Origin of the sequence: Sedimenticola selenatireducens (assembly GCF_963675335.2) — a bacterium.
Taxonomy (GTDB): domain Bacteria; phylum Pseudomonadota; class Gammaproteobacteria; order Chromatiales; family Chromatiaceae; genus Sedimenticola; species Sedimenticola selenatireducens.
In genome coordinates this window covers 565,325-585,879 of the sequence record NZ_CAXXYC010000004.1, presented here as the reverse complement: position 1 = coordinate 585,879, position 20,555 = coordinate 565,325, and the positions used below count along the sequence as shown (strand labels likewise).

At 57.7% G+C, this 20,555-nt stretch carries 16 protein-coding genes; 10 read left to right on the top strand and 6 right to left on the bottom strand.

Annotated elements, in window-relative coordinates; all coding sequences use genetic code 11:
- Positions 1 to 54: 54 nt before the first annotated feature.
- Positions 55 to 762 (top strand): hypothetical protein, encoded by a 708-nt coding sequence (locus ACHZBF_RS13900; RefSeq protein ID WP_321528773.1) that lies wholly within the window; start codon positions 55 to 57, stop codon positions 760 to 762.
- A 49-nt stretch (positions 763 to 811) separates the two neighbouring features.
- Here ACHZBF_RS13900 and ACHZBF_RS13895 read toward each other — a convergent pair whose 3' ends face one another.
- Complete coding sequence (locus ACHZBF_RS13895) at positions 812 to 1,327, bottom strand: hypothetical protein (RefSeq protein WP_321528772.1); 516 nt, start codon at positions 1,325 to 1,327, stop codon at positions 812 to 814.
- A gap of 478 nt (positions 1,328 to 1,805) precedes the next feature.
- On the opposite strand from ACHZBF_RS13895, the gene aceE reads away from it, so the two are divergent.
- The 8 genes from aceE to ispG all read left to right on the top strand — a co-directional run bounded on the left by aceE (position 1,806) and on the right by ispG (position 13,190).
- Positions 1,806 to 4,457 (top strand): pyruvate dehydrogenase (acetyl-transferring), homodimeric type, encoded by a 2,652-nt coding sequence (gene aceE, locus ACHZBF_RS13890; RefSeq protein WP_037374574.1) that lies wholly within the window; start codon positions 1,806 to 1,808, stop codon positions 4,455 to 4,457.
- A gap of 61 nt (positions 4,458 to 4,518) precedes the next feature.
- Positions 4,519 to 5,928 (top strand): dihydrolipoyllysine-residue acetyltransferase, encoded by a 1,410-nt coding sequence (locus ACHZBF_RS13885; RefSeq protein ID WP_321528771.1) that lies wholly within the window; start codon positions 4,519 to 4,521, stop codon positions 5,926 to 5,928.
- A 313-nt stretch (positions 5,929 to 6,241) separates the two neighbouring features.
- Positions 6,242 to 7,696 carry a dihydrolipoyl dehydrogenase gene (gene lpdA, locus ACHZBF_RS13880; RefSeq protein ID WP_321528770.1) on the top strand — a complete coding sequence of 485 codons (1,455 nt, stop codon included), beginning with the start codon at positions 6,242 to 6,244 and terminating at the stop codon, positions 7,694 to 7,696.
- A gap of 90 nt (positions 7,697 to 7,786) precedes the next feature.
- Positions 7,787 to 8,566 carry an alpha/beta fold hydrolase gene (locus tag ACHZBF_RS13875; protein ID WP_029132085.1) on the top strand — a complete coding sequence of 260 codons (780 nt, stop codon included), beginning with the start codon at positions 7,787 to 7,789 and terminating at the stop codon, positions 8,564 to 8,566.
- Between the two features lie 159 nt (positions 8,567 to 8,725).
- Positions 8,726 to 10,363, top strand: coding sequence for an ATP-binding protein (locus tag ACHZBF_RS13870; protein WP_321528769.1), 1,638 nt, complete (start codon positions 8,726 to 8,728; stop codon positions 10,361 to 10,363).
- 113 nt (positions 10,364 to 10,476) lie between these two features.
- The gene (locus tag ACHZBF_RS13865) at positions 10,477 to 11,697 is read left to right on the top strand and encodes an argininosuccinate synthase (protein WP_288102810.1); all 1,221 of its coding nucleotides are present in this window, start codon (positions 10,477 to 10,479) and stop codon (positions 11,695 to 11,697) included.
- A 7-nt stretch (positions 11,698 to 11,704) separates the two neighbouring features.
- Complete coding sequence (locus tag ACHZBF_RS13860; RefSeq protein ID WP_273438175.1) at positions 11,705 to 11,965, top strand: PilZ domain-containing protein; 261 nt, start codon at positions 11,705 to 11,707, stop codon at positions 11,963 to 11,965.
- Between the two features lie 13 nt (positions 11,966 to 11,978).
- Entirely contained in the window at positions 11,979 to 13,190 is a 1,212-nt protein-coding gene (ispG, locus tag ACHZBF_RS13855) for a flavodoxin-dependent (E)-4-hydroxy-3-methylbut-2-enyl-diphosphate synthase (protein ID WP_394707580.1), read from the top strand.
- Positions 13,191 to 13,377: 187 nt separating this feature from the next.
- On the opposite strand, the gene ACHZBF_RS13850 is transcribed toward ispG, so the two are convergent.
- From ACHZBF_RS13850 to ACHZBF_RS13835, 4 genes are all read right to left on the bottom strand, one after another.
- Positions 13,378 to 14,742, bottom strand: coding sequence for a patatin-like phospholipase family protein (locus ACHZBF_RS13850; protein ID WP_051301766.1), 1,365 nt, complete (start codon positions 14,740 to 14,742; stop codon positions 13,378 to 13,380).
- A 60-nt stretch (positions 14,743 to 14,802) separates the two neighbouring features.
- A complete protein-coding gene (locus ACHZBF_RS13845; RefSeq protein WP_273438169.1) occupies positions 14,803 to 15,216 on the bottom strand; it encodes a DUF6858 family protein in 414 nt (137 codons plus the stop codon).
- A 114-nt stretch (positions 15,217 to 15,330) separates the two neighbouring features.
- A complete protein-coding gene (locus ACHZBF_RS13840) occupies positions 15,331 to 16,035 on the bottom strand; it encodes a Crp/Fnr family transcriptional regulator (protein ID WP_037374609.1) in 705 nt (234 codons plus the stop codon).
- 333 nt (positions 16,036 to 16,368) lie between these two features.
- Positions 16,369 to 17,718, bottom strand: coding sequence for a TrpB-like pyridoxal phosphate-dependent enzyme (locus ACHZBF_RS13835; RefSeq protein WP_321528767.1), 1,350 nt, complete (start codon positions 17,716 to 17,718; stop codon positions 16,369 to 16,371).
- A gap of 287 nt (positions 17,719 to 18,005) precedes the next feature.
- Between ACHZBF_RS13835 and uup the strand changes: the two genes are divergently transcribed.
- Positions 18,006 to 19,901: an ATP-binding cassette ATPase Uup gene (gene uup / locus ACHZBF_RS13830; protein ID WP_029132093.1), complete on the top strand. Its 1,896-nt coding sequence runs from the start codon at positions 18,006 to 18,008 to the stop codon at positions 19,899 to 19,901.
- A gap of 145 nt (positions 19,902 to 20,046) precedes the next feature.
- Here uup and ACHZBF_RS13825 read toward each other — a convergent pair whose 3' ends face one another.
- Positions 20,047 to 20,445, bottom strand: a complete 399-nt coding sequence (locus ACHZBF_RS13825; protein WP_321528766.1) for a hypothetical protein — start codon at positions 20,443 to 20,445, stop codon at positions 20,047 to 20,049.
- Positions 20,446 to 20,555: the final 110 nt, after the last annotated feature.

Below are 20,555 nucleotides of genomic sequence, written 5' to 3'. Positions count from 1 at the left end.
TTAATGCCACAAGTGACTTACCAGGAAGAGCTGCCTGAGTGAAATTAAAAAGATATGACAAAACAGCAAGTAGCTACTGAAAAGACCACGGGCCGTATTCAGAAACCCCTAGGGGAACTCGACCAAGGCCAGAAGCGACAATGCTGTCATTGCGGTGGTGTTATGCAGGCAGAGATGCAGGAGGCGGAGTCTGAGCCCTATCCCTGGCGTGAAAGAGGGATCCGTTTTTCATGTGACAGCTGTGATGAAACCGCCTGGATCGCCAGTAGCGAAACCATCATGATATCTTTAGCAAGCAGCTTGCTGATTGCTTTGGGCATTATCTACATGCTGACGAATGGATTAGTAGACTTCATTGGATTTAGTTTTGAATCAGGTATTGGGGCGGCGTTATTATCACTCTTGTTGTTGCTGATTGTGGCGCTTTTTGCTCTGGGTGCGCTCTACAATGCGCGACGTGGCGGGGCGTTGATTTTAGCCCATCGGACCTATCCTGTTATTGATGATCCGAATAGTGCTAAACGCTTTTTTCTTCCACTCTCCCTGGGTTTGTTACCCTGGCTCTTGGCTATCGGTGCCGGCTATCTCAATTACACCTTTTTCGACGATAGTGAAATATTGGGTGTTTTAGCGATGGTGATCGTCTGTAGCCCCATTGCTTTTTCTAAAAAACTGGGGTCCTCAGTCAGGGAAGTGTTCTTGGCTGTGTTCTTCTGGACTGTCCTTGGTGCTGCAGGTGCTTGGGCATTCAGCGCTTTTTAGAAATTTTGTCTGGTGTAGAGCATAAATCCTCTGATTAAAGAGTGACTTGTCAGAAATTGAGACAGTCTGACAGCTTCGAAATCGCCCTGTTTGAACCGGTCAGGGTGAATTCGGCCAGCATTGATTGGTCGTTCCTCACAGTAAGCTGTTTGCCCCGGCGCATGGCTGATATGACGTCGCCTGATGGGAAACCGTAAGTTCCGCAGCTCGCACCCTTGTGGTTACATTGAAACTGCTCATAAAACCGATGGCCATCAATCGTTAATTCTAGTGAGATTACTTTTGCTGTGCTATCGAGACTGTCCCGGGGGAATTTTGGAGATGTTAGCGTAATTGAGGGTCCCCCTCCATTACCGCACTCCACTTCTAAGCGTGCGGCTTCAGTATTGTCTATGGAGGCAATACCTTCTATCCCCATCTCTGGTGCAAATAGCCATTTTTCGGTCGTGATGATCTGCTCGCTCGATGGGCTCTCTTCACTTTTCAGACTGTTATGAAAGAGTATTGTCGGGATCAGTATTAAGATTCCAGGGTAGGCGCGGCAATTAGGCTTGTGCAGTTTCATGGTTCATCCAAGTAAGCTGTAGCCCTAAATATATCATTTATGGTAACTACTCATATGGTAACTACTCACCCGGCTCCGTATAAATTTGCCCGGGCCGTGCCAGCTGAATCGCGACTCCGGGAATGTGAACAGCAATTCCAGAAAATCCGGGAAAGTGTTCACGTTGAACCAGAATGGGTGTTCACGATGGACCGGAATATGCCTTCTCCGGCCATTCGCTTGTGCTGGTAGAAAATTCGCAAGTCACACCGGTTCCCCCTCTGCATTTAATCCGCCATCGTCAATGCTCAATGCACATGGTGAGCTCGCCCTGGATTGCGGTTGATCGGATTTGAGTGAATCCTGTATATTTGTTTCCACAATATAAAGTATTGATTTATTCAATAGTAATGCTCGGTTTAATAGTTTCCTTCGTAACTGCCCGGGTATTTCTCTAAAACAATGGGTTTATGCACTGAAGAAAAAGAGAGCGTGTTCTATGAAGCCGGATATTGATCCTGAAGAGACCCGTGAGTGGCTGGAGGCCCTTGAGGCCGTCCTGGAGAACGAAGGGACCGAACGGGCCCACTACCTGATCGAGAGCCTGATCGACAAGGCACGTCGGTCAGGTGCCTATCTCCCCTACAGCGCCAACACCGCCTATGTTAATACCATCCCTGTGACCAAGCAGAAACGCTTTGCCGGGGATCCCGCGATGGAGCGCCGCATCCGCTCCTTCATTCGCTGGAATGCCATGGCAATGGTGGTGCAGGCCAATCGGCTGAGTCCGGAACTGGGTGGACACATCTCCAGTTTCGCCTCGGCCGCCACGCTGTATGACGTTGCTTTCAATCACTTCTTTCATGCCCGCAGTGATTCCCGAGACGGTGATCTGGTTTTTTTCCAGGGTCACTCCGCGCCGGGGATCTATGCCCGGGCCTTCCTTGAGGGGCGCCTCAGTGAAGAGGATCTCTATGGATTCCGCCAGGAGTCCGAGGGTGAAGGACTCTCCTCTTATCCACACCCCTGGCTGATGCCCGGTTTCTGGCAGTTTCCCACGGTATCCATGGGGCTGGGCCCCCTGATGGCGATCTACCAGGCGAGATTTATGCGCTATCTCCATGATCGGGGCATTGTCAGTACAGAGAAGCGCAAGGTGTGGGCCTTCATGGGTGATGGGGAGAGCGACGAGCCGGAATCACTGGGAGCCATATCCCTGGCGGGCCGAGAGCGCCTGGATAACCTGATTTTCGTGGTGAACTGTAATCTGCAACGGCTTGACGGGCCGGTACGGGGAAACGGCAAGATTATCCAGGAGCTTGAGGGGGTGTTCCGGGGAGCCGGCTGGAACGTCATCAAGGTGATCTGGGGCGGCTACTGGGATCCCCTGCTGGCGCGGGACAAGCAAGGGTTGCTGCAGAAGCGCATGGAAGAGGCAGTGGATGGCGATTACCAGACCTACAAGGCAAAAGGCGGTGCCTACACAAGGGAGCACTTTTTCGGCAAGTACCCGGAACTGGCCGATATGGTGGCCAACATGACTGATGAGGATATCTGGCGCCTGAATCGGGGCGGCCACGATCCCTACAAGATCTACGCCGCCTACGCGGCCGCCATGCAGCATACCGGGCAGCCGACGGTTATCCTGGCCAAGACCGTGAAAGGTTACGGTATGGGCATTGCCGGTGAAGGGCAGAATATCACCCACTCACAGAAGAAGATGGGGGAGGCGGCACTAAAGGCGTTTCGTGATCGCTTCAATATCCCCATCCCGGATGAACAGCTCAACGCCACGCCGTTCTACAAACCGGCGGCAGACAGTCCGGAACTGAAGTATCTGCAGGAGCGACGCGAGGCATTGGGCGGCTACCTGCCGGCTCGCTACGCGAATACCCAACCCCTGGAAGTGCCGTCACTGGAGTTCTTCAAGGTCATGCTGGAGAGCAGCGGCGATCGGGAGATGTCCACCACCATGGCCTTTGTCCGCATCCTGTCGATCCTGATACGTGACAAGCAGGTGGGCAAACGGGTGGTGCCGATTATTCCGGATGAGGCGCGCACCTTCGGAATGGAGGGTATGTTCCGTCAGTTGGGCATCTACTCTTCAGTGGGGCAACTCTATACGCCGGTGGACTCCGATCAGGTGATGTATTACCGGGAGGATAAAAAGGGTCAGATCCTGCAGGAGGGTATCACCGAGGCGGGTGCCATGTCCTCCTGGATAGCGGCGGCTACTTCCTACGCAAATCACGGCATCAGCATGATCCCCTTCTATGCCTACTACTCGATGTTCGGTTTCCAGCGGGTCGGTGACCTGGCCTGGGCGGCAGGTGATATGCAGGCGCGTGGATTTCTGATCGGTGGCACCGCCGGGCGCACCACGCTGGCGGGCGAGGGGTTGCAGCATCAGGACGGCCATAGCCATCTGCAGGCGGCGACCATTCCAAACTGTGTTGCCTATGATCCGGCCTTTGCCTATGAACTGACCGTGATCATCCAGGACGGTCTGCGGCGCATGTATCAGGAGCAGGAGAATCTGTTCTATTACATCACCGTAATGAACGAGAACTACCACCAGCCGGCCATGCCGGAAGGGGTTGAGCAGGGGATTGTCAAGGGTATGTACCGCTACCAGTCGACCGGGCGCAAGAAGAAGCAGCGGGTACAGCTGCTGGGGAGCGGCACCATTCTCAGGGAAGTGCTGGCCGCCGCTGAACTGCTGGAGCAGGACTTTGCTATCTCATCCGATGTCTGGAGTGTGACCAGTTTCAATGAGCTGCGGCGCGCCGGACTCGAGGTTGATCGTTGGAACATGCTTCATCCGGAGGAGACGCCCAGAGTCAATTATGTTGCCGAACAACTGGGTGACCAGTCCGGCCCGGTGGTTGCCGCGACGGATTATATTCGCAGCTACGCGGATCAGATTCGGCCTTTTGTGCCGGGCACCTACCGTGTGCTCGGCACGGATGGCTATGGTCGCAGCGACACGCGCAGCCAGTTGCGAAAGTTCTTTGAGGTGAACCGCTACTACATCGTTGTGGCGGCACTCAAGGCGCTTGCGGATGATGGGGGTATCAAGGAGGCGGAGGTGAGCAAGGCGATCAAGAAATACCGAATCGATCCTGAAAAACCCAATCCCCTGACGGTATGACTCGTGGATACCCGTCTGAACTGAGCTGTAACAGGCATTGCGAACAATCTGGAGGCCCGCTGTGGCGAGTGAAATAAAAGAACTGGTGCCGGATATTGGAGATTTTTCCGGTGTTGAGGTAATTGAGGTGCTGGTCTCGGAGGGGGACCGTATTCAGGTGGAGGACTCCCTGGTTACCCTGGAGAGCGACAAGGCAACGATGGAGATTCCGGCCGCCCACGCTGGTGTGGTCAAGTCGGTCAAGGTCAAGGTTGGCGACACCATCAGCGAGGGGGATCTGCTGTTGACGCTTGAGGCGGCTGAGTCCGGTGAGTCGGATCAGGAGAAGCGCGCCGCCAGGGATGATCAGGCGGGAGCGGCTGACGCGGAGGAGGATAAGCAGGCGGATGAGTCGGGCGGTGAAGATGCCCCCGCGCACGGGTCGGAGTCCTCCGCAGAGCATGCCGTAGAGGAGCGGGATGAAGAGCAATCACCAGGTGAGCAGAAACCACCCGAGCGGCTACCCGGGGACAAGGCGCAACGGCAGCCACCAGTAAGGCATGCCGAGTCGGATGTACCAACCGGCGTGGCCCATGCCAGCCCGTCTATTCGCAGTTTTGCCCGTGAGTTGGGTGTGGATCTGGCGCAGGTTACCGGCACGGGTCGAAAGGGGCGAATCACCAAGCCCGATGTGCAGAACTATATCAAGCAGAAACTGCAGGCAAGCAGTCCGGCGGTGGCCGCAGTGGGTGGGTTGCGTCTGCCGGCAGTACCGGAGATCGACTTCACCCAATTCGGTGAGGTGGATGTTCAGCCGCTCAGTCGGATCAAGAAGATCAGCGGTAATCACCTGACCGCCTGCTGGTTGAATATCCCCCACGTGACCCAGTTTGACGAGGCGGATATCACCGGGCTTGAGGCGTTCAGGGAAGAGCAGAAGGCGGTTGCCGCAAAACAGGGTATCAAGTTGACCTTCATGCCCTTTTTGATGAAAGCGTGTGTCGGTTGTTTGAAAGAGATGCCTGATTTCAACAGTTCGCTCAGTCCGGACCGGGAGAAACTGATCTACAAGCGCTTCTTCAATATAGGCATTGCTGTGGATACGCCAAATGGCTTGATGGTGCCGGTGATCCGGGATGTGGATAAGAAATCGATTTTTGAGCTGGCTGTCGAATTGGCCGAGGTGAGCGGGCGAGCCAGGCAGGGCAAGCTTGGACCGGCCGATTTGCAGGGCGGCTGTTTCTCCATCTCCAGTCTTGGCGGTATAGGCGGGACGGCGTTCACTCCCATTGTCAACGCCCCTGAAGTGGCGATATTGGGTGTGTCGCGTTCATCCATGAAGCCGGTATGGAATGGCAAGAAATTCAAGCCCCGGCTGATGCTGCCCCTATCTCTCTCCTACGATCATCGGGTCATTGATGGTGCGCAGGCGGCGCGGTTTACGGTAGTTCTCTCGGCCCTGTTGTCGGATATACGCAGATTGTTGTTGTAGCGGGAGGGCGGCGCTTTTTTCAGCACAGCCTGGATTTTCGGAAATTTATAATTTCAATTTATTGGCAGATAGGCTACTCTTTGCGTGATTTCGAGGAGAAATCCGATAATAGTACGTTTGTCCAATTATTTTTTTATTTATTTTCGGCTTTTTGTTTTTTTCGGGGCTTTTTTAGAAAAACTGCCGGGCCGGATAAGCAGCGGATAGCCCGAATGCCGGGTCTGGGGTCTGTAGTGGGTGATTTTCCGGGGCGGGGCAAAGGGGTGATGGTCTATCCTGAACTAAGGAATTTGCATAGGGTGAAGCAGAAGAGATGAAAAACGATTCCGGCTCCAATAGCGCCCAGGGCGCGGTAGATATCCAGGCAGAAGTGGTGGTACTCGGTGCGGGTCCGGGTGGCTATACTGCCGCCTTTCGTGCCGCCGACCTGGGTAAAAAAGTGGTTCTCATCGAGAAGCACTCAAACCTGGGCGGAGTCTGCCTGAATGTCGGCTGTATTCCTTCCAAGGCGCTTTTGCACTCGGCAGCAGTCATCAACGAGGCCGCCGAGATAGAGCACATGGGTATCAGCTTCGGCAAACCGAAAATTGACCTGGATAAGATGCGCGCCGGTAAGGACAAGGTGGTGAGTCGCCTGACCCAGGGACTGGCGGCATTGGCCAAGCAACGCAAGGTCGAGGTGGTCAATGGCTGGGGGCAATTCGACAGCCCGAACCGGATCAGCGTCGATACGGAAAAAGGCAAGCTCACCATCGGTTTCGACAATGCCATCATCGCCTGCGGTTCCCGGCCGGTAGCCATACCCGGTTTCCCCAATGATGACCCCCGGCTGATCAACTCCACCGGCGCCCTGGAACTGGAGGATATTCCCAAGAAGATGCTGGTGGTGGGCGGTGGTATTATCGGCCTGGAGATGGGTACGGTATATGCCACACTGGGCAGTCAGATAGATGTGGTCGAACTGCAATCCAGCCTGATCCCCGGCTGTGATACCGACCTGGTCCGGCCGCTGCAAAAGCGCCTCAAGGATCAGTTCAACAGCATCATGCTGGACACCAAGGTTACCGAGATCAAGGCGCAGAAGGGCGGCCTGAAGGTCAGCTTCGAAGGCAAGAACGCCCCTGAAAAAGCGCTGGTTTACGATAAGGTGCTGGTGGCGGTCGGCCGAGTCCCCAACGGCAAACTGATTGGCGCGGATCTGGCCGGGGTCAAGGTGGATGAGCGTGGCTTCATCGCGGTAGACCAGCACATGCGTACCAATGTGTCCAACATCTACGCCATCGGCGATGTGGTGGGCAATCCGATGTTGGCGCACAAGGCGACCCACGAGGCAAAGGTCGCCGCGGAAGTGATTGCCGGTCATCATGCCCTGTTTGATCCCCTGGCTATCCCCTCGGTGGCCTACACCAATCCGGAGGTCGCCTGGATGGGTCTGACCGAGACCGAAGCCAAGGCGCAGGGCATCGCCTATGAGAAGGCCGCCTTCCCGTGGGCTGCCTCGGGCCGCGCCTTGGGTATCGGTCGTGAAGAGGGGTTGACCAAGTTGCTGTTTGATCCCGAAACCAGACGCATCCTCGGCGCCGGTATCGTAGGCGTGAATGCCGGAGAGCTGATCGGCGAGACGGTGCTGGCGCTGGAGATGGGTGCGGATGCCGAGGATATCGGTCTGACCATTCATCCGCACCCGACCCTGAGTGAGACCATCTGCTTCTCGGCAGAGATGGCGGAAGGCTCCATTACCGACCTGATGCCGCCGAAAAAGAAGTAAACCGGGTTAGCCCTTTCGGCGCAGCGTGTTGCGGGAATCACTCACCCGCAACCCTGCGCCGATACTTTAAATACAGGACCTGTCCAGGCGATGCGACTCCACTATCGGGAATACGGCAGCTATAGCGATCAACATCCGACGCTGATCTTTCTGCACGGCCTGCTGGGCTCCTCCGCCAACTGGCACTCCCTGGCCCGGGGACTTGCCGATACATTCCATATCCTGGTGCCCGACCTGCGCAATCATGGTCGCTCCCCTCATGACGACGATGTCAGCTATGCCGCCCTGGCCAGGGACCTGACACAACTGATTGACGAACAGGGTCTGGAGTCGGCTCTGCTGATCGGGCACAGCATGGGCGGAAAGGCCGCCATGTGGCTGGCGCTGGAGCAATCCGAACTGGTGGCGGGGCTGGTGGTGGTGGATATTGCGCCGGTCGCTTACCCGAACCGCTTCGGTGAGATCTATGAGGCCCTGCATGCCGTTGATCAGGCGCACATCGGCAGTCGGGCGGAAGCCGATGCGATTCTGGCCGGATACCTGGATGAGGAAGCTCTGCGCCAGTTTCTGCTGCAAAATCTTCATCGGGTGGGCGGTGCCTGGGAGTGGCGCATGAATCTCCCCGCCCTCACCCGTGGCATGTCGGAGATTGTCGGCTTTTCCGTGCACAACCAGCTTGCCTATACCGGGCCCACGCTGTTCATCCATGGTGGCCAGTCGGACTATCTGCAGCCGGAGGCGAAACCGGTTATCCGGCGGCTGTTTCCCCATGCCCGTGTGCGCGCCATCCCGCAGGCGGGGCACTGGGTCTATGCCGAGCAGCCCCAGGCGTTTTCTGCCCTGCTGGGTGAGTTCCTGGATAAGTTCTGATCCGTCTTTTTTTCCTCTCTGTCCGCTCAAACCTGCCAATATCAGCCGGTTGGCAGTTAAATAATTCACAACATACCGGCGCAATGTGCGGTATTCTTTAACCCGCAATCTCCCTGAAAAATCAATAAAAGTAGCTAACCAGGAATGGATCCCGTCACTATGGCAAATACAGAGACCTGTATCGGTAAGGTTACCGAAATACGCGAAAATATAATGATCGCCGAACTGACCACCCTGGAGGGCGATGGGTTTCCGGTCGTTTCCACCGACTCCGGTGAAGTGGCCGTTGGGCAGTTGGGCGCCTATCTGATGATCAAGCAGCGGGGCATGGAAGTAGTGACCATGGTGATCAGCGCCGGCCAGGAACACCTGGATTCGGGTGGTACACGGGGCGTGATAACCCTGGTCCCGCTCGGTGAGCTGGATGCGAACAGAAGCTTCCACCGCGGCGTGATTCATTATCCGACCCCCGGTGCGGAAGTGCATGTGGTCCGGCCGGATGAGATCGCGATTCTGTTCAAGAAATTTCAATCCACCGGTTTTGAGCTGGGCTATCTGCCGACCATGCCCTCCATGGGGGTCTGCCTGGACCCCACGGCCCTGTTCGGTCGTCACATGGCGATCCTCGGCCAGTCCGGCGCCGGCAAGTCCTGGTCGGTTGCCAGCATGTTGCAGCGTACCGTTCAGACGATGCCGAAGGCCAAGGTGATCCTGCTGGATCTGCATGGTGAATATGTCTGGGAGGACGGTGATCAGCGACACTCCGCCTTCCGGGAAGGCACTTATCGCTATCTCGATGCGCGTAAGCTGGAGATACCTTACTGGCTCCTCACCTATGGCGAGCTGGTGGACTTGCTGATTGACCGGGACGATGCCAGGGCATCCACCCAGATGGCCTTCCTGCGCGAGGCGCTGTTGATGCTGCGCCGCAAGGCCAACACCGATCTGGAGGATGCCCATATCTCGATCGATTCGCCGGTCTACTTCTCCCTGGCCGAGCTGTTCCATCAGTTCAAGCGGGCCAATGAGCAGGTAATGGATTTCGGCAAGGTGAAGGGGGCGCTCTACGGTCAGTTCGATGAGTTCCTGATCAAACTGCAAAGCCGCTTCAACGATGTGCGTTACGACTTCCTGTTCAAGCCGAAACGGCGCAAGTCATCCGATACCCTGGTGGACCTGCTGCGGGAGTTTGTCGGCCTGGTTGAGCCGCAACGGCAGATCACGGTGATCGACTTCAGTTCGGTGCCGTTTGATGTGCGACCCACGGTATCGGCGCAGATCGGTCGTCTTGCCTTTGAGTTCAACTACTGGAACCCCCAGTCCCGGGAATTCCCCATCCTGCTGGTCTGTGAAGAGGCGCATAACTATATCCCCCGCGAGGCGGGTACCCAGTTCGAGGGTACCCGTCGCTCCATGGAGCGTATCGCCAAGGAGGGTCGAAAATATGGTGTGGGTCTGGCGGTGGTGAGCCAGCGGCCGCATGAATTGTCGGAAACCGTGCTGGCCCAGTGCAGCAGCTTTATCTGCCTGCGGGTAACCAATCCGGAGGATCAACAATACATCCGCGACCTGGTGCCGGATGCGGAATCCAATCTGGTGAATATACTTGCCGCCCTGGGGCGGGGCGAAGCGATGGCGCTGGGGGAGGCGGTACCGCTGCCGACCCGTTTCCAGTTCCATGTGCCGGACCCGGCGCCGAACAGCAACGACATCGACTTCTTCAATATGTGGCGCGACGGGCCGGGCACGGTGGATGTCGAAGCAATTGTGCGGCGCTGGCGCTCCCAGGGGCGCTGAAGGCAGCGCAACCCGGATTAACCGGTGGTAAAAAGGCCGGGTAACTGGGTTATAATGCAACGCTTTCTTGACTGTATTGCCGTATGGTCGGCAGCAATTTACGGAGTTTCCCCATGTCAGCGTCTGGCGTTAAAAAAGTCGTACTCGCATATTCGGGTGGTCTGGATACCTCGATCATCCTTAAATGGCTTCAGGAGGAGTATGGTTGTGAGGTGGTGACTTTTACCGCCGACATCGGTCAGGGGGAAGAGGTGGAGCCGGCCCGCGCCAAGGCGCAGGCGGCCGGGGTCAAGGAGATCTATATTGACGACCTGACCGAAGAGTTCGCGCGCGATTTTGTCTTTCCCATGTTCCGCGCCAACGCCATCTACGAAGGGGAGTACCTGCTGGGTACCTCTATCGCCCGGCCGCTGATCACCAAGCGCTTGATCGAGATCGCCAAAGAGACCGGCGCCGACGCCATCTCTCACGGCGCCACCGGCAAGGGCAACGACCAGGTACGATTTGAGCTCGGCGCCTACGCCCTGATGCCGGATGTGAAGATTATCGCCCCCTGGCGCGAGTGGGATCTGCTCTCCCGCGAGAAGCTGATGAAGTACGCCGAGGAGCACGGCATTCCCGTAGAGATGAAACGCAAGGGCAAATCCCCCTACTCCATGGACGCCAACCTGCTGCACATCTCCTATGAAGGCTATGATCTGGAAGATCCCTGGTGTGAACCGTCCGAGGAGATGTGGCGCTGGAGCGTATCGCCCGAAGCGGCACCGGATAAACCCACCTACATCGAACTCACCTTCGAGAAGGGCGACGTGACCGCCATCGACGGGGTCGCCATGAGCCCCGCCACCGTGATGACCGAATTGAACAGGATTGGTGGCGCCAACGGCATCGGCCGCGATGACATTGTGGAGAACCGCTATGTTGGCATGAAGTCCCGCGGTTGCTATGAAACCCCGGGTGGCACCATTCTGCTCAAGGCGCACCGGGCCATCGAGTCGCTGACCCTGGATCGTGAATCGGCCCACTTGAAGGATGAGTTGATGCCCAAGTATGCTGAATTGGTCTACAACGGCTACTGGTGGAGTCCGGAGCGTGAAATGCTCCAGGCGGCCATTGACCAGACCCAGGATGTGGTCAACGGTGTGGTCCGTCTGAAGCTCTACAAGGGCGGCATCATGGTGGTGGGGCGCAAGTCCGAAACCCATAGCCTGTTTGATGAATCGATTGCCACCTTTGAAGATGATGCCGGTGCCTATGACCAGAAGGATGCCGGTGGCTTTATTAAACTCAATGCCCTGCGGTTGCGTGTGGCGGCCCGCCGGCGCAACTCCTGAACAGAGCATGCAACCAGACAATCGTGAATATACCCGCTTTGCCCTGCGCTCCCAGGTGAAACTGGTCGACGCGGAGGGCAAGGAGCGTGAAGTCTATACCAAGGACCTGTCACACGGCGGTCTGTTTCTGATCATTAAGGATGAGCAGTTGCCGGCCCTCGATTCGGAAGTTGAGGTGACGGCCATGGATATTGAAGATCCCTTGCCGCAGCGTGCCGTCGTGGTAAGGGTTGAGCCTGGCAGAGGCATCGCCATCAGGTTTCTTTAAGCAAATGTCCAAGATGACAGTAAAACGTACTGCTACCGTGGGGGTCCGCGTAGGCGGTGTTGTTGTCGGTGGCAATGCCCCGGTGGTCATTCAGTCGATGACCAATACCGATACGGCGGATATTGCCGCGACCATCCGGCAGGTGGCCGAGTTGCATCGGGCCGGTTCCGAGCTGGTGCGTATTACGGTGAACACCGAAGAGGCGGCGGGTGCGGTCGCCTCAATCCGTGATGGACTGGATAAGCTGGGGGTGCCGGTGCCTCTGGTGGGTGATTTTCACTTCAACGGTCACAAACTGCTGCAGAAGTACCCAGCCTGTGCCCAGGCCCTGGCCAAGTACCGGATCAATCCGGGCAATGTGGGACGTGGCGCCAACCGGGATGAGAAGTTTGCCTCCATGATTGAGCTGGCCTGTCGCTATGACAAGGCGGTCCGCATCGGCGTGAACTGGGGCAGTATGGACCCGGAGCTGGTGGTGCGGATGATGGATGAGAATGCCCGGGCCGCCGAGCCGCTGGATAACGACCGGGTGATACGGGAGATCATGGTGGTTTCCGCCCTGGATAATGCCCGTCGGGCCGAGGAGCTGGGCCTGGCGCGCAACCGGATTGTCCTCTCCTGCAAAATGAGCGGGGTGCAGGATCTGATTGGCGTTTATCGGGAACTCTCCAGCCGTTGTGACTACGCCCTCCATCTCGGTCTGACCGAGGCCGGTATGGGTTCCAAGGGGATCGTCGCCTCCACTGCGGCCCTGGCGGTACTGCTGCAGGAGGGCATAGGCGACACCATACGGATCTCCCTGACCCCGGAACCCGGCGGTGCGCGTACCCAGGAGGTACAGGTGGCCCAGGAGATCCTGCAATCCATGGGGTTGCGCTCGTTTACCCCGATGGTGATCGCCTGTCCCGGTTGCGGTCGTACCAGCAGTGTATTCTTCCAGCAGCTGGCCCAGGAGATTCAGCAATATCTGCGCGAGCAGATGCCGCAATGGCGTCAGAAATTCCCCGGGGTTGAGGAGATGAGCGTGGCGGTCATGGGCTGTGTGGTCAACGGTCCCGGTGAGAGCAAGCATGCCAATATCGGTATCAGCCTGCCCGGCAGTGGCGAGGTGCCGGTGGCTCCGGTGTATGAAGATGGTGAAAAGACCGTGACCCTGAAAGGGGAACATATCGCCGAGGAGTTCGAGCAATTGGTGGCACGCTACGTGGAGCGCCATTACGGCTGATCGGTTCGCCTGTGGGGATGGCGCTGCGCCGCGATCGCCCCGGTGTCTGTGCCCGTTCAATCGGCCCGAGGGCGAGCCTCCTACAGCTCTTATCCCGAGCCGCTGAGGGCTCCACCTGTAGGAGCGGCGCCCCGCCGCGAATTTTCCCGGGCCGTGCCCGTGCTGCACTCTCGTGCTTGGGGGCCGTCTAGCGAAAACCGGCCATCTCCGCATACAGGTCGTGCAGCAGACGCTTGAATTCCGGGTGGTTGCGCAGCAACTGCTGGCCGGCGTCAATCAATTGTTCAGCGGCCTGCTCCGGCAGGGTAAAGTCTGTGGGAATGGTGGAGAGAGGCTGGCCATTGATCTGCGCAGGACTATCTTCCAGATTGATTTCGATGATGTAGAGGTCCGGCGGACAGTTGATTTTTTCCTGGCAAGGGACTGCACTGTTCTGTTGCAGCCAGGGCCCCATCTGGCTGTGCAGATAGGCCTTGGTTTCGAAATTGTAGTTGCTGAGAGGCGTGGTGGTGGCTGCATCCAGAATCACCCCCTGGGGGGGGTGATCCGGCTTCTTCTCCCATTCGATGGGCAGGCGGGCCGCCGCATCGATCTCGATCAGTACGATACGCTTTGTATTCCCCGTTACATTTTTCCTGATGCTGTCATCCAGGCCATCATGGATAATGATCTGGTCCATCATCGCGCGCAGTCCCAGATTGTCGGCAAGACCGCCATCCAGCAGATGGATATAGGGATGCTCTGGTTGATCCAGGTAGCGACTCCAGGTCCTGGCCAGACGATAAAGTCTCGGTTTCTGGTGCTTTTCGGTCAGGCCGCGGCCTATCCACTCCGGGGTGGGATAGCCACAGCTGCCAGCCCGGTTGTTCAGGGTAATCGGGGTGAAGATCAACGGTACCGAGCTGGAAGCGGCTACTGCCCTGGCGACCGGAAAATGCTCACTGTCGGAGCAGATCAGAGAGAACAGTTCCGGGGTAAATCCAAACCGGCTGCCTTTGAACAAGTCGGTGGCGTTAATGATCACAACCGGACCTTGCTCATCGAACAGTTCGCTCAGTGGCCGGTCGCCGAACAGCGTCTCCCGGAAATACTCGTCCAGTATGTCGCCTGAACCAAAAGTGGTCGATGAGAGTCGTGACAGGTTGTCCAGTGACAGCATGCGTTGACGTATTTCATTCCGAACATCCCGCTCGAGAAATTTTTCGCGGAAAGTCTCAAACATCTGTTCACCGTACAGACCGTAATAGGCCGCGATGATACTGCCACCGGATACCGCCGAGATCATATCCACCTTGTCCAGCAGCGAGGGCGCCTCGGGCCGGGTGGTGAGTGGGGTCTGGTAAAGGGCTTCCATCACCCCATAGGCGAAGGCGGAGGCCCGGCTGCCGCCACCGGATAGCGTCATCAGGAGAGTCGTGGAGTCCGGGCTGTAGGGCGTGATCGCCGGTTTAGCCGCAATCAGGGGCGGATTGTCCGGGAAACGGGCGGTACTGGCGCAGCCGCTGAGCAGCAGGCTAAGGAGTATGGCATAGAGCCTTTGATGTCTGTTCATCGGGAAGAAAGCGGATCCTGTTGAAACGTCGCAGGATTACCCCATCCCGGGGTGCGCTTGTCAAGCCTCGGCGCCAGTTGTCTCCCGGTTTTGGATCGCGCGAGCCCAGCTCTCCATGGCCGTGTTGGCGACAGGCATCGGTGCTTCCATGAAGGTGATATAGAAGCTTTCCGGCAGTTCAACCACCCCGATAGATCGGGGGCGCAGGGCCATCGCCTGGGGTGTTGGCAGGGTAAAGCCGAAACAGAAAATAATATTGCTGGCGGCCCCGATTTCTTCATGGATCTGACCATTCGGCAGGGTGCTGGTATGGGTGTGATGATCAAAAGTGGCGATAAAAGTTGCCGCTGGGTCGGCCTCGATACAGCTTTTAAGGTGGTCGAGGATCTGGGACACGCTGTTAAAAGTGGTCTCTGATTTGCCAATCTCCAGCGAGAACAGGGAATATGACTCTCGCGTGAAGGACTGCTGCATGGCTGGCTCCTGAAGAGTGCTGTGTGAATGCCATTAATTCAAGTAATTCACACAGAGACTAAGGGCTCCGGAACGGCGATGCATTGAAAAATCTCAATGCCATGAGATTGTTTGTCAGTTGTCGGCAATAAATTCGAGATTGCGGATGTCCAGCAGATATTTGTTCGGTTCGGTTTCGATCAGCAGGCTCTGGCGCTTGAATTCGGCGATGGTCCGGCTGGTGGTTTCGGTGGTGATACCGAGCATGGCCCCCATGTCCTCCCGGGGGAACAGTTCGCACTCACTGGATTCCTGATTACGCACCAGGCGCAGCAGCAGCCGGGCAACCCGCTGTTTGGCGGAACCGGTGGAGAGTTCGGTGAGCCAGGCGTCGGCCTCTTCCAGTGCCCGTTGCCAGCGGGTCAACAACTCCTGGTGCAGCTTCGGGTTGGTCTTGGAGAGCGCCTGCACCACGCTGACCGGCAGGCTGCACGCTTGGGTCGGATGCAGCACCACCGCATCATGCTTGTAGGGCTGGCCCAGCAGCGCCTCCAGCCCGGTGACATCGGTGGAACGGATCAGTCTGACAATGCGTTGTGTCCCGTCAGGCAGATACTGGATCAGCTTCAGCACGCCGCTGCGGATGGTGTAGAGACGGTCGGCCTTGTCGCCGGCGCGATACAGGGTGGAGCCGGCGGGCAGGGTGTAGAGATCAATCGGCTGATGAATTTTATCGAAGTCCTCCTCTTCCAGCCCGGCAAACAGCACCGAATTACGCAGCGTGCAGCTGATGCAGTCGGCAACGCCTTCCCAGGCTTCTTTATCGGAGAGGTTTTTCATGCGACACATCCCTCGGCAACCGCTCCCTGCGTTGCTCTACCTCCTGCATCCATGCAGTCGTGTGCCGCACCCCGACGGGCGGCCTTTGGCCGTGAAAATTGTCTGTCCTGCCAATTTTTCATGCGACACATCCCTGTGCCGTACCCTGACGGGTGGCCTTTGGCCGTGAAAATTGTCTGTCCTGCCAATTTTTCATCAATGGTTCTCTATCTGTTCGTGAATGCCCGCAATCGTACCGGGGTCGGCGTCAAATCAAGTCCAGGTATTGAGTCCATACCTGAGCTGTTCATTCGTTTGACTCCGACCCCTTGGATTGGTTTAGGCGGGTTTCTATCAGCCTACCTGTGGTAGATGTTTGAGCGACTCCCTGATCGCCTCTTCGGGGTACTCATAGTCCTCCAGTTCGCCGGCAAAGAAGCGGTCGTAGGAGGTCATGTCAAAGTGACCATGGCCGGAGAGGTTGAACAACAGCGTCTTGGCCTCGCCGGTTTCGGCGCAATGGCGTGCCTCACGGATCGCTGCGGCGATGGCATGGGTCGACTCCGGTGCCGGTACGATACCCTCACTCTTGGCGAACAGCACACCCGCCTCGAAGGTCTCGATCTGCGGCACGGCCATCGCACCCAGCAGGCCCTCGTTATAGAGCTGACTGATCAGCGCCGAATCGCCGTGGTAGCGCAGGCCGCCAGCGTGGATGCCGGGCGGCATGAAGTCGTGCCCCAGGGTATACATCTTCATCAACGGCGTCAGGCCAATGGCGTCACCGAAGTCATAGGCGTAGGTGCCCTTGGTCAGGGTCGGGCAGGAGGTTGGCTCCACCGCCACCAGTTCCACCTGCTTGCCGGCTGCCTTGTCGGCGAAGAACGGGAAGGCGATGCCGCCAAAGTTGGAGCCGCCGCCGCAGGGGGCGAACACCATGTCGGGATATTCACCCACCATGGCCAGCTGCTTCTTGGCCTCTTCGCCAATAATGGTCTGGTGCAGCAGTACGTGGTTCAGTACCGAACCCAGGGCATAGTTGGTGTCCGGCCGGTTGGCCGCGATCTCCACGGCTTCAGAAATCGCGATACCCAGGGAACCTTCACTGTTCGGGTCCTTCGCCAGGATGGAGCGGCCGGACTCCGTCAGGTCGGTCGGGCTGGCGTGCACCTGGGCGCCCCAGGTGCGCATCATGGTGCGGCGGTAGGGTTTCTGGCCATAGCTCACCTTAACCATGAACACCTCGACCTCCAGGCCGAACATCTGACCGGCCAGCGCCAGTGAGCAGCCCCATTGTCCGGCACCGGTCTCGGTGGTCAGTTTCTTGATACCGGCCTGCTGATTGTAGAAGGCCTGGGCCACCGCGGTATTCGGTTTGTGGGAGCCGGCCGGGCTGACGGATTCATTCTTGTAGAAGATCTTGGCCGGAGTATTTAGCATCTTCTCCAGTCGATGAGCCCGGTAGAGCGGGGAGGGGCGCCACAGACGCAGTACCTCGCGCACCTCTTCCGGGATCTTGATCCAGCGCTCGGCGCTTACCTCCTGCTTTATGATCTCCTCGGGAAAGATGGCGGCCAGCGCATCTGGGCCCACCGGATTACCATCCGGACCCAGCGGGGGGGTGGGCGGATTGGGCATGTCGGCAACCACGTTATACCAGTGGGTGGGCATCTCTGATTCTTTTAGTAGAATCTTGGTCTTCATCTCAAGGCTACTCCCAATTCTTTGTTGGATCGGAGGGTTCGAAACGGATGGCCCTAAGCGGACCGCTGGTGCAATCTTCACATATTAGGCATGTCTTATGCCACCGCTTTAGCCCCCAATCCGGCCAAACAGCCCGCAATGACAGTATCAGGTGCAATTAAAATCTGTTGTTGCGCAGCCTGTATGGCAAGTCACATGAGCATCTCATAACAAAGATCGCCGTTATCCTGCATCGCCGGCTGGGGTACAATCGGCGTCCCTTTGGATAACGGTGTAACGGGTGAGCAATGGCGCTGATCAATCTGCGCAAGATACAACTGGGCTTTGGCGGCCCGGCCCTGCTGGATAATCTGGACCTGGCAATTGAACGGGGCGAACGGATCTGTCTGCTGGGACGCAACGGCGCCGGAAAATCGACCCTGATGAAGCTGATCGCCGGAGAACTGCAGGCGGATGACGGAGAGTTTTCCGTTCAACAGGGGGCGGTGATCACCCGCCTGACCCAGGAGGTACCCGCCGGCATCGAGGGGACGGTGTTCGACGTGGTGGCCACCGGCCTGGGTGAACTGGGTGATCTGGTGCGCCGCTTTCACCAGATCAGCCATCGGCTGGCCAGCGAGAGCAGTGACAAACTGCTGGATCAGCTCTCCCGGGTGCAGCATGAGCTGGAGGCGGTGGATGGCTGGCAGTCGGAGCAGCGGGTGGAGACGGTGATCTCCAGGCTCTCCCTGGATCCGGATATCGCCTTTGCCGCGCTGTCGGGTGGCCTCAAGCGCCGGGTGCTATTGGCCCGCGCCCTGGTGCAGGCGCCGGATCTGCTGCTGCTGGATGAGCCGACCAACCACCTGGATATTGCCTCCATCGACTGGCTGGAAGAGTTTCTGCTCAATTACGAAGGCACCCTGCTGTTCGTGACCCATGACCGCATGTTCCTGCGCAAACTGGCTACCCGCATTATCGAACTGGACCGGGGCCAGCTCACCGACTGGCCGGGGGACTACGAAAACTTCCAGCGCCGCAAGGCGGAGATGCTGAACGCCGAGGAGAAGGCCAACGCCCGCTTCGACAAGAAGCTGGCCCAGGAGGAGGTGTGGATCCGCCAGGGGATCAAGGCGCGGCGTACCCGCAATGAAGGCCGGGTGCGGGCGCTGCAGGCGCTGCGCGCCGAGCGCCGGCAGCGCCGTGAACGCGCCGGCAATGTCAGCATGGCACTGCAACAGGCAGAACGCTCCGGCAAGCTGGTGATCGAGGCGGAAGGGATCAGCTACGCCTGGGATGGTGTGCCCATTGTGCGCGACTTCACCACCACCATCATGCGCGGCGACCGCATCGGCGTAATCGGCCCCAACGGTGCCGGCAAGACCACCCTGCTCAACCTGCTGTTGGGAAAATTACAGCCGGACAGCGGCGCGGTGAAACACGGCACCAAGCTGGAGGTGGCCTATTTCGATCAGTTGCGCGCCCAGCTGGATGATGAAAAGTCGGTGCAGGACAACGTGGCCGACGGCAGTGACAAGGTGGAGATCAACGGCAGCAGCAAGCACGTGATCAGCTATCTGCAGGACTTCCTGTTTGCTCCGGATCGGGTGCGGCAGCCGGTCAAGGCGCTCTCCGGTGGGGAACGCAACCGACTGCTGCTGGCGCGGTTGTTCAGCAAGAGTGCCAACGTGCTGGTGATGGACGAACCCACCAACGATCTCGACGTGGAGACCCTGGAGCTGCTGGAGGAGCTGTTGCTGGATTATCAGGGCACTCTGTTGCTGGTTAGTCATGACCGGGTTTTCCTCAACAACGTTGTGACCAGCACCCTGGTGTTCGAAGGGGAGGGGCGGATCAACGAGTACGTAGGTGGCTATGATGACTGGCTCAGTCAACGTAAGGCCCCGCTGGTTGAGAACACGGCCAAACCGGTATCCGCCAAACCGGAGTCTGGGAGGCGCGAGCCGGTAACGCCCTCCGGCAAACCGAAAAAACTGAGCTACAAGGATCAGCGTGAACTGGATGCCCTGCCAAAGCGGATCGAACAGCTGGAAGGTGAACTGGAAAAGCTGCAAATGACCGTGGCTGATCCCGCCTTCTATAAACGACCCAAGGAAGAGAAGGCCGAGGTGCAGCGACAACTGCAGGATACCGAGACGGCGCTCAACGCGGCCTACGGGCGCTGGGAAGCACTGGAATCCTGAGGTGCTTGGAAATCAAAGTATGTGGGTGCGTTTCAGCACCCCATGGCGAGCGAGAGAAGCCTGCAGGATGCGGTGAGTGAAACGATGCGCATCGCTGCGCTCAGCACATCCTACATGCACGTCTACCGGAATAGCCCGCTAGGACTCAGCTCTTTTTGGTCCACAGGGTGCACCAGCCATCCGGGCTGATCTGGCCTTCCACCAACTTGCAGCTATTTGAGCCGGCGATGAAATGCAGACACCCATCGCATTTCTGTCCGTTCCTTGGTTCAGTCTGATATTGAACGACTTGCTGTGGTGCTTTTACCACTTCGGTAGCTGGAGCGGCAGATTCCGTGTTGGTGCCGCTCGGGGAAGAGCCCGCCGGAGCGGCGCTGGATGATTTTTCGCCCTCCTTTGAGTCACACCCGATCAGTGCGACCGGGAATACCAGGCTGCAACCTACAGCAAGTACCCCGCGTAATACCAACCTGCGCGAATGAATCTCTTCCTCTATCTTGCCTTTGAGTTGCTTGCTGTCAGCTTCAGCAATATCCGCGTTCATCTCAACCTCCTTTGTCTAATCACCTTGGCAGGCGTTTGTGCCAATCGATAATTCGTGGGAGTGTGTCAGATTCAACCTGACCCGCAACAGCATATCGGGATATGCACAAC